Consider the following 13,449-nt stretch of genomic DNA (forward strand, 5'->3'; position numbering starts at 1 on the left):
CCACCACCAGATAGCGGCCGGTTGCCATCAACGGCGGCACCGCCATAAAACTCGGCAAGCGCACCCCCAGCTCCCGCTCCACCCCGAAGCGAGCCAGCCAGAGCTCCACCATCGCCTGACTGTGCCCCCAACTGGAGGTGTGGATATGGGGGCGGCTCACCAGCTCGACTGGGGTCAGCACATCGGGCAATTCGCTACCAAGCGGCGACAGGCACACCAGCGGGTTGTTGAACCACTCCTCCCGCCACAAGCGGGGTGAGAGGTGATTCGCCCCGGCAAACCCGATCACCAGATCCAGCTCCCCCTTCTCCAGCTCCCGCTCGTAGTTGTTGTCTGCCAGCTCGCACACCTCCAGCCGACATTGAGGGGCCTGCCGATAGAGCCTGTCCACCAGCACTGGCACCAGCCCGTGCTCCACCGAACCCGGGGTGGCGATACGGAAAATTCGCCGCGCGGTGGCGGGATCAAACCCCTTGGCCTGCCGCAATCCCTGCTCCAGCATCGCCAATGCCTGGCGCACCGGTCCGGCCAGCGCCTTGGCCCGCTCGGTCGGCATCATCTCGCGTCGGCTCATCACAAACAGCGGATCATCCAGCGCCACCCGCAGCCGACCCAGGGCATGACTGACGGTGGATTGAGAGAGATGCAGCCGTTCGGCGGCATGGGTGACGTTGCGCTCCTGCATCAGCATGTCGAACACAGCGAGCAGGTTAAGGTCAAGACGGGCGAGTGAGCTATCCATCTATATTCGCCATAGTGAAATGCCAACAATTCATTTTTACCATAGTAACAGATTACCTAGAATGCGCTGGCTTAATACATCGGAGATTACAATGCGTAGCTATTTGTTATTGCTGGCCATTGGCCTGCTCTGGGGTTCCCAGTTCATTTTCATGCACCAGGCTGTTGCCGAATTGCCCCCCATTCTGGTGGCTGCGGGTCGCGCCCTGTGCGGCAGCCTGACCCTGGGTCTGCTCTGCCTGTTCATGCGTCTCAAGAGTGAGCACACCCCGTGGCGGACCTATATGCTGATTGCCCTGCTGGATGCCACTCTCCCCTTCATCATGGTTGCCTGGGGCCAACAGTATGTGGATAGCGCCATCGCCGCCGTGGTCATGGGTTGTATCCCGTTTGTGACCATTCTGGCTGCACCTCTGTTTATTTCTGGTGAAAGAATCACCAAAGCCGGTCTGCTCTCGGTGATCATCGGCTTTGCCGGTGTGCTTACCCTGTTCTGGCCGAAACTCGCTCAGGGCATGAACGCCGGCCTGCTCGGTGCCGTCGCCATCCTGTTCGGTGCCAGCTGCTTTGCCATCGGCCTGTTGATGATCAAGCGTTTCGCCAAGGATCACCCTGTGGTCGTTGCCCGCAACATCCTGGTCTCCTCGGCAGCCCAGTTGCTACTGGTCGCACCCTTCATGGTTGACCTGAGCAGCCTGACCATGCCGAGCAGCCAGGCCCTGAGTGCGATTACCGTGCTGGGTACTCTCTGTACCGGTCTGGTCTACTTCCTCTATATGGCGCTGCTCCAGAAGGCTGGCCCGACGTTCGCCTCCTTCAGCAACTATCTGGTGCCGCTGTTTGGCGTGATGCTGGGTGCCCTGTTCCTTGGCGAGCAGATCCACTCCACGACCGGTGTGGCACTGGCCCTGATCCTCGGCTCAGTCGCCATGAACCAGTGGGCGCAACAGCGTCGCATGCAGCGCGAGGTCTCCCTATGTCAGGCATCCTGACCACACTGTGCGGTGGTCTGGTACTGATCGCCAGCTGGCAATATCGCCAGCGCCTGGCCGGGATCATGGGCCTGCTGATGGTACTGCTGCCCTGGTTCTTCGACAGCAAGCTGCAAGCCATGCTGAACTATGCCCTGCATGCCTGAAGTCCATCTCTGAATGTGTGACAAGAGTGTATCTCTCCTGTTTTTGGGACCGTTTTAAAAAACCTCCGATTTGTCCCCTGCTACCGGCGCTCTGCGCCGGTTTTTTTATGCCTGCCAGCCAGCGTCAGACCAAATAGCGATAACTGAGCCACTCGTTCTTGCGCGGGCCTGTGATCTGCCAGCCGAGCAGAAAACCGCCGTCGATCTCGGTCAGCTCGGCGCTGTAGTGATCCGCCCCGCACAGATGCGGCTCGGCGGTCAGCCAACGGCCATCCCCTTGCGGCAACAGCTCGAACAGTTCGACCGGCGCTTCATAACGCAGATGAGCGAGGCGGATCCCCCGCGCACTGCGTTGCCACCAGAAGCAATTGTGCATGGCGAGTTCCCTTCCATGGGGTGTGGTGTAACGGCCCTGCTCGCTAAACAGCCAGCCACCCTGATGATCGGTCACCTGCACACTCCCCTCGCCGCGACCATTCCAGTCGGTCGCCGACCCCTCGCCATTGCTGGCGGTGAAGCTAAATGCTCCGACCTGTGGCAATCGTGCCCATAAACGCTGGATTGCCGCTTCCATCTCGGCCATCATAGCCCCCTTAAAATTGACAACTGACGATAAATCAATCACATGAACTACTTGATAGGGGTCACCCTGCTCTGGTCATTCTCCTTCAGCCTGATCGGGGTCTACCTCGCTGGCCAGGTGGATGCCTACTTCTCGGTGCTGACCCGCATCGCCCTCGCCAGTCTGGTGTTTCTCCCCTTCCTGCGCCGCCGCTGGCTGCGCCCCGATCTGGTGGCCAAGCTGATGACACTCGGCGCCATCCAGCTCGGCATCATGTATCTCTTCTACTACCACTCCTTCCTGCTGCTGACGGTGCCGGAAGTGCTGGTCTTTACCATCTTCACCCCCATCTACGTCACCCTGCTCCACGATCTGCTGGAGGGGCGCTTCAAGCCCACCTATCTGTGGGGCGCCCTGCTGGCGGTGCTCGGGGCCGCCGTCATCCGCTTCGACGGCCTGACCGAAAGCTATGTGCTGGGATTTCTGGTGGTGCAGGGGGCCAACCTCTGCTTCGCGCTCGGTCAGGTGGGCTACAAGGTACTGCTGGCGCGAGAGGCGGAGCAACCGCCACAGCGGGCAGTGTTCGGCTGCTTCTATCTGGGGGCGCTGGTCATCGCCCTGCCAGCCTGGTGGCTGCTGGGCAAGCCGCAATACCCGACCAGCGGCTTGCAGTGGGGTATTCTGCTGTGGCTGGGGATAGGCGCTTCCGGCCTGGGTTACTTCCTGTGGAACAAGGGCGCCACCAGGGTCAGCAGCGGTGTGCTGGCCATCATGAACAACGCCCTTATCCCGGCGGGGCTGCTGGTCAACCTGCTGCTCTGGGGCAAGGATACCGATCTGACCCGGCTGACCATCGGCGGCCTGTTGATGCTGGCATCGCTCTGGATCTGCCAGCGTGACAAGAACAGCCAACCCTGACCGCACTCAGCCGACGACAGTGTTGTGCTCCCGTCTGGCCTGACCGTGACAGCTGGCCAGACGGGCCAGCAGATGGTCGAGCTGCTCACCGCTCTGGCTCTGCACCAACCCTATGCTGATGGTCACCGGCCGCTGCGGCAGCAGGCTGGCATCGGCGATCTCGAGGCGTAGCCGCTCGGCAATCTCCAGGCCACTCAGCCGATCTGTCTGGGAGAGCATCAGGATGAAGCCATCCTGGTCCCAACGGGCGAAGGGACCTTCCCGCTGCCGCTCGTGGCGTACTATGCGCACCAGCTTGGCCAGCATGGCATCACAGGCGGCCTCGCCAAACAGCTGCAGTATCTTGGCACTGTGATCCACGGTGAACTGCAGCAGGCTGAAGCTGCCACTCTCGGTCGCCAGTCTCTCGTCGAGCAGTTGTTCGAAGTGACTGCGGCTCTCCAGTCCGGTGAGGGGATCCATGCCGTGGCGCTCCTCCACGATCACGGCCAGCGGGTCGAGTTGGCGCACCACTCCCAGCACCTGACCGAGCTGATCGCGCCGGACCCGCTCTTCCAGCCGCACGTAGTGACCATGGTGATGCAGGATGCGGTATTCGAGCCGGATCTGGGCCAGTCGCCCACTCTGGCAGGCACCAAGCGCATCCTGCAGTGCGGCCACATCGTCGGGATGTACCCGTTCCAGCCAGCCGAGATCGTCCAGCCCGGTCTCATCCAATCCCAGCAGGCGCAGGCAGGAGATATCCCGCTGTACCCCCTGTTGCGGGCTCCAGCGCCAGAGTCCCGCCGCCAGCAGTGCCATGGCATCTGCCATCAGCGCCAGATCAAACCGGGTGATTGCGTCCCTCAGGGGAGCCTTGGGCGTGTCCATCGAGCGCCTCGAAACCGAATCGGAATACCTGCTCAATAAGTAACATTGGCTCTCGCAGCGAGCAACTGGGTCAGCTCGCTTTTCCTTGATAACCCTTCATCAAGGCCTGCCAGTTTTCCGGCACGAAGTGGAAACTGGTATGCAGTTGGGACTCTTTGGTGAATGAGCGCAGCAGCCGCTCCAGGTTGGCCTGCTGCCAGCTACCGGACGAGCGGATCGCCCCCTTGTCAAAATCGATGACCCACACCTTGCCCTCCTTGTCGAGCAGCAGGTTGTGACTGTTGAGATCCGCATGGTAGACACCGGCATCGTGCAGCTGGCGCACCGTCTGGCCGACCTTGTGCCACACCTCGCCGGCGATCGGTCCCTGCTTGAGCAGCGCCACCAGATCCTTGGCGCCGCGAATGCGCTCGATCAGGATATCGGCCCGATAGAAGGGGCCCTGCTTGGCCATACGGGCCGCAAACGGGCGCGGCACCGGCAAGCCCTGCTCGCTCAATTTGGCCAGCAGACTGTATTCGGCCATGGCACGACTGCTCTCTACCCCCTCGAACCAGAAGCGATCCCGCACCACCTTGCCCACCATGCCGCCACGATAGTAGTGGCGTAGCACCAGGTGACGGGATTCATCCTTCACGAACCAGGTCACCCCGCGACCGATGGAGGAACCCACTACCTGGCGATGGGTCTGCCACCAGGCCGGATCAAACAGCTCGGGAGAAGGGTCACGAAAAACCCCTTCGGCGTACCAGCAGATCTGGTTGTGTTCGGTCTGTATTCGCATCTTGGTGATCCCGGTCGGTCAGTGATCGCAATGGTTCGATTCACGATAAAGCGGCTTGTCAGCACGAACCCGTGCTCCTTGTAAGGATCACGGCCAGTACCGGCGGCCAGTTGCGCGCAATTTTACAATCCACAGGGGAGTTTGCATAATGCCATCCATCCATTTTTCCACCATTGCGCCACATCATGCCGCTGTTCCCAACGCCGCCCTCTTCTATCTGCATACTGCGGCTCTCCGCCATCGGGGATTGCTGCCACGCGCTGGCACTGGTGCGCGTCATCCAGCGGGCCTGGCCCCAGACCCGCATCACCTGGATCACCGGCAAAATCGAAGCGACCCTGTTTGCCGACTTGCCCGGGGTGGAGGTGATCGCCTTCGACAAAAGCAAGGGTTGGCGCGGCTACCGCGATCTCTGGCAGACCCTCAAAGGGCGCAGGTTCGATGCCCTGCTCCACCTGCAAGCTGCCATGCGCGCCAGCATTGCCACGCTCGGTATCAAGGCCAGGATCAAGCTCGGCTTCGACAAGGAGCGCGCCAACGACGGTCAGTGGCTGTTCACCAACCACAGGGTGCCATCCCCCGCGTCGCCCCATGTGCTTGACGGCTTTCTCGCCTTCGCCAAAGAGCTTGGCATCCAGGATCTGACCCCGGATTGGCAACTGCCCATCAGCCCTGAACATCAGGCATGGGCAAAGGAGAAGATTGGCGGCAAACCGACGCTGCTCATCTGCGCCGCCGCCAGCAAGGCATTCAAGAACTGGACGGCCGAAGGTTATGCTGCGCTGGCAGATCATGCCGCCAACAAGGGCTTTCAGGTCTATCTGTGCGGCGGCCCAGCCAAGCTCGAGCGGGATCTGGCCGCCGACATACAGCGACTGAGCCAGCGCAAATCAGTGGATCTGGTGGGGCAGACCAACCTCAAGCAACTGCTGGCGCTGATTGGCGAAGCGAGTCTGGTGCTGGCCCCGGATACAGGCCCCACCCACATGGCAACCTTGGTGGGCACACCGGTGATCGGCCTCTATGCCCATCACAATCCGGCCCGCACCGGCCCCTATCTATGCCGCGACTACGTGGTCAGCGTCTATCAGGAGCTGGTCGAACAGGAAACCGGCAAGCCGCTGGCCGATCTGAGCTGGCGCACCCGCCTCAAGGACCCGGAGGCCATGAGCAAGATCACGAGTGAACAGGTCATCGCCGCGTTCGATCGGCTCTGCGCCGATAGCCATCTGCCAGGCTGAGCAGCAACTCGGGAATTCCGAGCCATCAGGCAGGGATAACCTGATGGCCTCTGCCTGCCCCCAAAGGCACAATGAGGACTGATGTGGGTTACGCTCCCGCAGCAAGCTACGAAGACTTTGATTGGCTGGAATATGATTCCGGCCGTTTTTTTTATCCGCCGCCTTCTGCTAAAATTCGCCGCCTTTACATCCCCCTGATCCAAGAATTTTCCGCGTTTTGCGTTGAGCTGTCTCCCTTTCGGGCACAAGACGGCAGCCTCTGCTACAACCAAAACACGGGTTTCGATTAAAGGTAATCACATGGCGCAACAAGGCACTCTCTATATCATCTCCTCCCCGAGCGGGGCGGGTAAATCCAGCCTGCTCAATGCCTTGCTGGCCAAACATAACGTAGCAGGCAAGATGCAACTGTCGGTCTCCCACACGACTCGTGCCATGCGCCCGGGCGAAGAGAACGGGGTGCATTACCACTTCGTGCCGGTGGAGACATTCAAGGCGCTGATCGCGCGCGGTGACTTTCTGGAGTGGGCCGAAGTGTTCGGCAACTACTACGGCACCTCACGCGCCGCCATCGAAGTCTGTCTGGCCAAAGGGATCGACGTCTTCCTCGACATCGACTGGCAGGGCGCCCGCCAGATCCGCGAACAGATGCCGACCAAGTCCATTTTCATCCTGCCTCCCAGCCGTGCCGAGCTGGAACAGCGCCTGATCGGTCGTGGTCAGGACAGCAGCGACGTGATCGCCGGCCGGATGGCGAAAGCCATTGCCGAAATGGTGCACTACGACGAGTATGACTATGTCATTATCAACGAAGACTTTGAGCTGGCACTGTTCCAGCTCAGGGCCATTATTGAGTGCCAACGGCTGGAAATGCATCAGCAACAGCAGGCCCAACAAAACTTGCTGCAACAGCTACTGGCAGAATAGGCCAAAAACAAGTAAACTTTTGCGTCATTTTTAAACACCGCTTTTCTAAACACAGAAAGCCCAAACACTGGAGTCCTGCATGGCACGCGTTACTGTAGAAGATGCTGTAAAACAGGTAGGTAACCGTTTTGACCTGGTGCTGGTCGCCGCCCGCCGCGCCCGCCAAATCGCGGTTCAAGGCAAAGATCCCCTGGTTGACGAAGAGAACGACAAGCCGACCGTGATCGCCCTGCGCGAGATCGAACTGGGTCTGGTGAACAATCAGGTGATGGACACCCAGGACCGCTACGAGCAGCAAGAGCAGGAAGCCGCCGAGTTGGCTGCCGTTGCTGCCATCGCCGAAGGCCGCGGTTAAGTCAGTTATTTCTCATAGTCGGCGCCCGCCCGGGTGCCGACTGTTCTTCCCATTTACAACCGCTCGAAAACCTCGCAAACTCGGGACTATACCCTCTATTCCACGGATTGCCGTTTCACCGCTGCGGGGACTGTCTTGTATTTATTTGAAAATCTTAAAGAAATAGCCAGTTCCTACCTGCCACCAGAGCAGGTTGAGAAGCTCAAGCAAGCCTATGTGGTGGCCCGTGATGCCCACCAGGGACAAATGCGCTCCAGTGGCGAACCCTATATCACCCACCCGGTTGCCGTTGCCCGCATTCTCGGCGACATGCGACTCGATCACGAAACGCTGATGGCTGCCGTGCTGCACGACGTCATCGAAGATACCCCCGTGACCAAGGCCGACCTGGCCGAACTGTTTGGCGATGCCGTCGCCGAGCTGGTAGCGGGCGTTTCCAAGCTCGACAAGCTGAAATTTCGCGATCGCAAAGAGGCTCAGGCCGAAAACTTCCGCAAGATGGTGATGGCCATGACCCAGGATATCCGGGTCATCCTGATCAAGCTGGCCGACCGCACGCACAATATGCGCACCCTGGGTTCACTGCGGCCAGACAAGCGCCGCCGCATCGCCCGTGAAACCCTCGAAATCTTCGCCCCCATCGCCAACCGCCTCGGTATTCATACCATGAAGAACGAGCTGGAAGAGCTGGGCTTCGAAGCGCTCTACCCCATGCGCTCCCGCGTGTTACGAGAGTCGGTGCGCCGTGCCCGTGGCAACCGCCGCGAAATCATCGACTCCATCCAGAGCGAGATCGAGGGCCGTCTGCGAGATGCCGGTATCGACTCCCAGGTCAGCGGCCGCGAGAAGAACCTGTTCTCCATCTACAACAAGATGGAGAAAAAAGAGCTGCAATTTCATGAGGTAATGGATATCTACGCCTTTCGCGTCAGGGTGAAGGACATAGATACCTGTTACCGGGTGCTGGGGCAGATGCACAGCCTCTACAAGCCACGCCCCGGTCGCTTCAAGGATTACATCGCCATTCCCAAGACCAACGGCTACCAGTCACTGCACACCTCGCTGGTGGGACCGCACGGGGTGCCGGTCGAGGTACAGGTCCGCACCGAGTTCATGGATCAGATGGCCGACAAGGGGGTTGCCGCCCACTGGGCCTACAAGCAGGATGGCGACAGCTCGGGCACCACGGCCCAGATCCGCGCCCAGCGCTGGATGCAGAGCCTGCTGGAGCTGCAACAGAGCGCCGGCAGCTCGTTTGAATTCATCGAAGGGGTCAAGACCGACCTCTTCCCGGACGAGATCTACGTCTTCACCCCGGAAGGCCGCATCATGGAGCTGCCCACGGGCGCCACGCCGGTGGACTTCGCCTACACGGTGCACACCGACATCGGCCATGCCTGCGTTGGCTCGCGGGTCGATCGCCACCCCTATCCGCTGAGCAGCCCGCTGCATTCGGGTCAGACGGTGGAGATCATCACAGCGCCAGGGGCTCGCCCCAACGCGGCCTGGCTCAATTTCGTAGTGACGACCAAGGCCCGTTCCAAGATCCGCCAGTTCCTCAAGAACCTGCGTACCGAAGAGTCGGTGGTGCTGGGTCGCCGCCTGCTCAACCATGCGCTCGGCGTCAAGAACATCGAAGATATTCCGGAGCCGCGCATCAAGCAGGTGCTGACCGACACCAAGCATGAGAACCTGCAGGGCTTGCTGGCCGACGTGGGTCTGGGCAATGCCATGAGCGTCATGGTAGCGCGTCGCATGCTGGGGGATGAACTGCCGCCGGAAGAGCAGCCCAAGTCCAGCAGCAAGAAGATGCCGATCAAGGGTGCCGACGGCATGCTGGTCACCTTCGCCAACTGCTGCCGCCCGATCCCGGGGGATGCCATCATTGCCCACATCAGCCCGGGCAAGGGGTTGGTGATCCACCAGGAAGCCTGCCGCAACATCAAGGGCTACAGCCGCGAACCGGACAAGTACCTGCCGGTACAGTGGGAGGTGGACAAGGATCAGGAGCAGGAATTCCGCACCGGTATCAGCATAGAGATAGTCAACCATCAGGGAGCGCTGGCCGAGCTGGCCAACGTGATTGCCGCCACCGGCGCCAACATTCACGCCATCAGCACCGAAGAGAAGGATGGCCGTGTCTATCTGGTCACCCTGCTCATCACCACCAAGAGCCGTATCCACCTGGCCAACATCATGCGCAAGATCCGCGTGATGCCCAACGTGCTCAAGGTGAACCGACAAAAGAACTGAATACAGGCGGCGCAAGCCGCCTGCTGCTTTATAGAGACACGCCATGATCCCCGAACGCCTCAAGCCAAACCGCACCATACTGACCCAGCGTCAGCCCGACCCGCTTGCTGCGCACTCCTGGCACACCCGACTCACCCAATAGAAACTGATATGACTCCTGAACGCTTTAAACGGATTTCCGACATGCTGGCTCAGCGCCAGCTCGACTTGACCGTCTGCATGGAAGAGGTCCACAAGCCTCACAATCTGGCTGCCATCGTGCGCACCGCCGATGCCATCGGCATCCACAGGGTGCATGCCGTCTGGCCCAAGAGCTGGATCCACAAACGCAAGGGCACGGCACGCGGCAGCCAGAACTGGGTAGACGTGAAACTGCACCCGGATATAGGCACTGCCGTGGCCGAGCTGAAAGCCACCGGCATGCAGATCCTGGCGACCCATCTCTCAGAGAGCTCGGTGGACTTTCGCACCATAGACTACACCCGTCCCACCGCCATCCTGGTGGGCCAGGAGAAGCACGGCATAGGGGAAGCGGCGCTGGCGCTGGCCGATCACCATATCGTCATCCCCATGGTAGGCATGGTGCAGTCTCTCAACGTCTCCGTGGCCGCCGCCGCCATCCTGTATGAAGCACAGCGCCAGCGCGAGTTGGCCGGCTGCTATCAGCGCGGCTGCCCGCTCGACCTTGAGGAGCAGAACAGCATATTGTTCGAGGGGGGCTACCCCATCTATGCCCAGCTCTGTAAAGAAAAAGAGATGCCCTATCCCCAGCTTGGTCCGGCCGGCGAAATCCTGGCAGACGAGGCTTGGTGGCAACAGATGCAACTGACACGCAAGGGTTGGGCCGCACAGCAAGAGGAATCCGAGTGGCAGGAGGAGTGATGGAAAATCCGTTTGGCAGCTGGCTGGAATCCCAAGTCATACGGGATCACCTGACCAACCCCAATATTGAGGCTGGCGACTACAGCTACTACTCCGGCTACTACCACGGCAAGCCGTTCGAAGACCACTGCGTACGCTATTTGCTGGGTGATGGCTCAACCCGGACCAGCTGGGAGAGCGGCCAGTGGGGTGAGGTAGTAGACCGTCTCATCATAGGCAAGTTCTGCTCCATCGCCTCGGGCGCTACCTTCATGCTGGCAGGCAATCAGGGCCACCGGCTGGACTGGGCCTCCACCTTTCCCTTCGACGCCACCCGTTTCGGCGATGACGTACACGACGGCTTCCGGCGCAAGGGAGATACCCGGGTTGGCAACGACGTCTGGATAGGCTCGGAAGCCATGATCATGCCCGGCATTACCATAGGTGATGGCGCCGTCATCGCCACTCGAGCCGTGGTCACCAAAGACGTTGCCCCCTACACCATAGTGGGTGGCAATCCGGCCAACCCGATCCGTCGCCGCTTCAGCGATGAGCAAGTCTCCATGCTACAGGCCATGCAGTGGTGGGACTGGCCCCTGCCCCGCCTGCAAGCAGCCATGTCCTTGCTCTGCTCGGGCGATATCCCGGCCCTCTACCAGCATTGGCAACAGGAGTGCGCATCATGAACCGGTTATCTTCTGCCCTGTTGACCCTGACCCTGTTTTCTGCCGGAGCCCTTGCCGTGACCCATCCCTATCAACTGACTCCCGAAGCCGATGTGCCCACCCTCTATCAGCAGACCCTGCCCGACTTCTGGCGCGAGCACGCCGTCGAAGGGGAATTCAAGGGCAAGGATGACGTCACCATCCGCTATGCCACCCTGCGCCAGGCCAAGGTCGATCGCGCCATCCTGATCGTCAACGGCCGGACCGAGAGCTATCTCAAGTATCAGGAACTGGCCTGGGATCTGTGGCGTCAGGGCTACAGCCTCTATCTCATCGATCACCGTGGTCAGGGCATGTCCGATCGCCTGCTGGACAACCCGGAGAAAGGACATGTCGACCAGTTCGACGACTATGTACTGGATCTGAAGCAATTTCACGACCAGGTCATAATGGCAGACCAGCCCGCCAAGCTGTTCCTGCTGGCCCACTCCATGGGTGGCGCCATCTCGGCGCTCTATCTGGAACGCTGGCCGGATGACATCAAGGCCGCCGTGCTCTCCTCCCCCATGATGGGCATCAACCTCAGCGGCCTGCCCAAGTGGCTGGCCCAGGGGCTGGCAGCCAGCATAGACAAGGTCGGCAACTGGCTGGGCGAACCGCCCTATGGCCCGGGTCAGGGCAGCTACCAGCCCCGCGAATTTGCCGAGAATAGCCTGAGCCACAGCAAGCCACGCTATCAGGCATTTCGCGAGATCTACGAGCAACACCCGCAGATCAAGCTGGGTGGGGTGACGGCCCACTGGATCCGCGAGGGGATAGCCGCCGGCGACAGCGCCATCGCCGCAGCCGATCACATCAAAACGCCGCTGCTGCTGCTGCAGGCGGGGGAAGACAGTGTGGTAGACAATGCCGCGCAGGATGCTTTCTGCACCCGGGCTCGGTGTGAAGGGGGCAAACCGCTACGGATAGAGGGCGCCTGGCACGAGCTGTTCATGGAGGCCGATCCCCTGCGTCAGGCGGCGCTGAACGCCACCCTGGCCTTCTTCGATCGCTTCTGACACGGGTTATTTTTTGGATCCCTAAATAAATGGGGTGACGCAAAACGCTGGGGTACACTGCCCCTGCGTTCAATTGATGCCGAGGTAATGATGTTCAAGGTAGTTGTATCCGATCTCGATGGCACCCTGCTAAACAAGCAGCACCAGATCTCCCCCCGCACCCGTGAAACCCTGCACCGTCTGGTGGAACAGGGGATCAAGTTCGTGGTGGCCACAGGCCGGCACCATGTGGACGTGCGCAGCATTCGCGACACGCTCGGGCTGGACATCTACCTCATCACCTCCAACGGGGCTGTGGTGCACGACAAGCAGGATCAGCTCATCTTCAATCAGGCGCTGCCAGCTACCGTGGCCGCTGAGTTGATCGCGCTGGAGCGCGACCCCTCTATTCACCTCAACGTCTACTATGACGACGAGTGGCTGGTGGAAGAGGAGGAGCCCTGGTTTTTGCAATTCCATGACGCATCCGGTTTCACCTACCGCCTGACCGACCTCGCCACCCACCCGATGGACAAGGTCAACAAGGTGTTTTACATCGGCGACCACGAGAAGCTGCTGCAGATCGAGGACCAGCTCAATCAGCATTATGGTGATCGACTCAACGTCACCTTCTCCCTGCCGGACTGTCTCGAGGTGATGCACGCCGGGGTGCACAAGGGTAATGCCTTGCGCGCCGTGCTTGAACAGAACGGGCTGGAGATGTCCCAGGCCATCGCCTTCGGGGATGGCATGAATGACTTCGAGATGCTGAGCATGGTGGGCCGTGGCGTGGTGATGGGCAACGCCCACGATCGCCTCAAACTGGCCCTGGCAGACCACGAACAGACCCTGAGCTCGGATGAAGATGGCGTCGCCGTCTATCTGGAGCAACTGTTCGACATCAGTACCACAGGCGAAGCCTGATCCCTGCCGTCATGGATACCGCCTGTGGGTGGTATCCATGACGTTCCTACCTTTCGCTCCTAACGTTGGAAGCAGTGGTCGCACGCCCTGCACCGATATTGCCGTGAAATCTGGCGATCAATGGTGCGGCCAAGCCATAACCCCAGCCCTCCTCCAGTTGCGCCCCCCAACAG

At 60.4% G+C, this 13,449-nt stretch carries 16 protein-coding genes; 12 read left to right on the forward strand and 4 right to left on the reverse strand.

From position 1 onward, the window contains the following. Positions 1-742, reverse strand: a 742-nt coding sequence (locus tag AAC083_RS04850) for a LysR family transcriptional regulator (RefSeq protein WP_108535988.1), incomplete at its 3' end; no start/stop codon positions are given. Between the two features lie 91 nt (positions 743-833). On the opposite strand from AAC083_RS04850, the gene AAC083_RS04855 reads away from it, so the two are divergent. Both AAC083_RS04855 and AAC083_RS04860 read left to right on the forward strand, forming a co-directional pair. Next, entirely contained in the window at positions 834-1,733 is a 900-nt protein-coding gene (locus AAC083_RS04855; RefSeq protein WP_181364650.1) for a DMT family transporter, read from the forward strand. Further along, entirely contained in the window at positions 1,718-1,879 is a 162-nt protein-coding gene (locus tag AAC083_RS04860; RefSeq protein ID WP_108535990.1) for a hypothetical protein, read from the forward strand. Before AAC083_RS04855 ends, AAC083_RS04860 begins: the two co-directional genes overlap by 16 nt. A 124-nt stretch (positions 1,880-2,003) precedes the next feature. On the opposite strand, the gene AAC083_RS04865 is transcribed toward AAC083_RS04860, so the two are convergent. Further along, positions 2,004-2,462, reverse strand: coding sequence for a DUF6314 family protein (locus AAC083_RS04865; protein ID WP_375134742.1), 459 nt, complete (start codon positions 2,460-2,462; stop codon positions 2,004-2,006). A 42-nt stretch (positions 2,463-2,504) separates the two neighbouring features. Between AAC083_RS04865 and AAC083_RS04870 the strand changes: the two genes are divergently transcribed. Beyond that, positions 2,505-3,359: a carboxylate/amino acid/amine transporter gene (locus tag AAC083_RS04870; protein WP_108535992.1), complete on the forward strand. Its 855-nt coding sequence runs from the start codon at positions 2,505-2,507 to the stop codon at positions 3,357-3,359. A gap of 6 nt (positions 3,360-3,365) precedes the next feature. Here AAC083_RS04870 and AAC083_RS04875 read toward each other — a convergent pair whose 3' ends face one another. Together AAC083_RS04875 and AAC083_RS04880 are read right to left on the reverse strand one after the other, a co-directional pair. Continuing rightward, positions 3,366-4,229: a GGDEF domain-containing protein gene (locus tag AAC083_RS04875; RefSeq protein ID WP_181364651.1), complete on the reverse strand. Its 864-nt coding sequence runs from the start codon at positions 4,227-4,229 to the stop codon at positions 3,366-3,368. A gap of 70 nt (positions 4,230-4,299) precedes the next feature. Further along, positions 4,300-5,013 (reverse strand): 3-deoxy-D-manno-octulosonic acid kinase, encoded by a 714-nt coding sequence (locus tag AAC083_RS04880; RefSeq protein WP_042035611.1) that lies wholly within the window; start codon positions 5,011-5,013, stop codon positions 4,300-4,302. A 173-nt stretch (positions 5,014-5,186) separates the two neighbouring features. Here AAC083_RS04880 and AAC083_RS04885 point away from each other — a divergent pair, with 173 nt between their 5' ends. The 9 genes from AAC083_RS04885 to AAC083_RS04925 all read left to right on the forward strand — a co-directional run bounded on the left by AAC083_RS04885 (position 5,187) and on the right by AAC083_RS04925 (position 13,276). Continuing rightward, positions 5,187-6,254, forward strand: coding sequence for a glycosyltransferase family 9 protein (locus AAC083_RS04885; protein WP_181364652.1), 1,068 nt, complete (start codon positions 5,187-5,189; stop codon positions 6,252-6,254). 83 nt (positions 6,255-6,337) lie between these two features. Then, the gene (locus AAC083_RS04890) at positions 6,338-6,544 is read left to right on the forward strand and encodes a hypothetical protein (RefSeq protein WP_258224607.1); all 207 of its coding nucleotides are present in this window, start codon (positions 6,338-6,340) and stop codon (positions 6,542-6,544) included. 10 nt (positions 6,545-6,554) lie between these two features. After that, positions 6,555-7,181 carry a guanylate kinase gene (gmk, locus tag AAC083_RS04895; protein WP_108535993.1) on the forward strand — a complete coding sequence of 209 codons (627 nt, stop codon included), beginning with the start codon at positions 6,555-6,557 and terminating at the stop codon, positions 7,179-7,181. A 79-nt stretch (positions 7,182-7,260) separates the two neighbouring features. Continuing rightward, positions 7,261-7,536 (forward strand): DNA-directed RNA polymerase subunit omega, encoded by a 276-nt coding sequence (gene rpoZ / locus AAC083_RS04900; protein WP_005307060.1) that lies wholly within the window; start codon positions 7,261-7,263, stop codon positions 7,534-7,536. Positions 7,537-7,671: 135 nt separating this feature from the next. After that, positions 7,672-9,789: a bifunctional GTP diphosphokinase/guanosine-3',5'-bis pyrophosphate 3'-pyrophosphohydrolase gene (spoT, locus tag AAC083_RS04905; protein ID WP_042035607.1), complete on the forward strand. Its 2,118-nt coding sequence runs from the start codon at positions 7,672-7,674 to the stop codon at positions 9,787-9,789. 150 nt (positions 9,790-9,939) lie between these two features. Then, on the forward strand, positions 9,940-10,671 hold the full coding sequence (gene trmH, locus AAC083_RS04910) for a tRNA (guanosine(18)-2'-O)-methyltransferase TrmH (protein WP_042035605.1): 732 nt from the start codon (positions 9,940-9,942) through the stop codon (positions 10,669-10,671). Continuing rightward, positions 10,671-11,336, forward strand: a complete 666-nt coding sequence (locus AAC083_RS04915; RefSeq protein ID WP_108535994.1) for a CatB-related O-acetyltransferase — start codon at positions 10,671-10,673, stop codon at positions 11,334-11,336. Before trmH ends, AAC083_RS04915 begins: the two co-directional genes overlap by 1 nt. Then, positions 11,333-12,373, forward strand: a complete 1,041-nt coding sequence (locus AAC083_RS04920; protein WP_108535995.1) for an alpha/beta fold hydrolase — start codon at positions 11,333-11,335, stop codon at positions 12,371-12,373. Before AAC083_RS04915 ends, AAC083_RS04920 begins: the two co-directional genes overlap by 4 nt. A gap of 90 nt (positions 12,374-12,463) precedes the next feature. Next, positions 12,464-13,276, forward strand: a complete 813-nt coding sequence (locus AAC083_RS04925; RefSeq protein ID WP_042035626.1) for a Cof-type HAD-IIB family hydrolase — start codon at positions 12,464-12,466, stop codon at positions 13,274-13,276. Positions 13,277-13,449: the final 173 nt, after the last annotated feature.

The sequence above is a fragment of the Aeromonas sp. HMWF014 genome (assembly GCF_963878295.1).
Lineage (GTDB): Bacteria > Pseudomonadota > Gammaproteobacteria > Enterobacterales > Aeromonadaceae > Aeromonas > Aeromonas popoffii.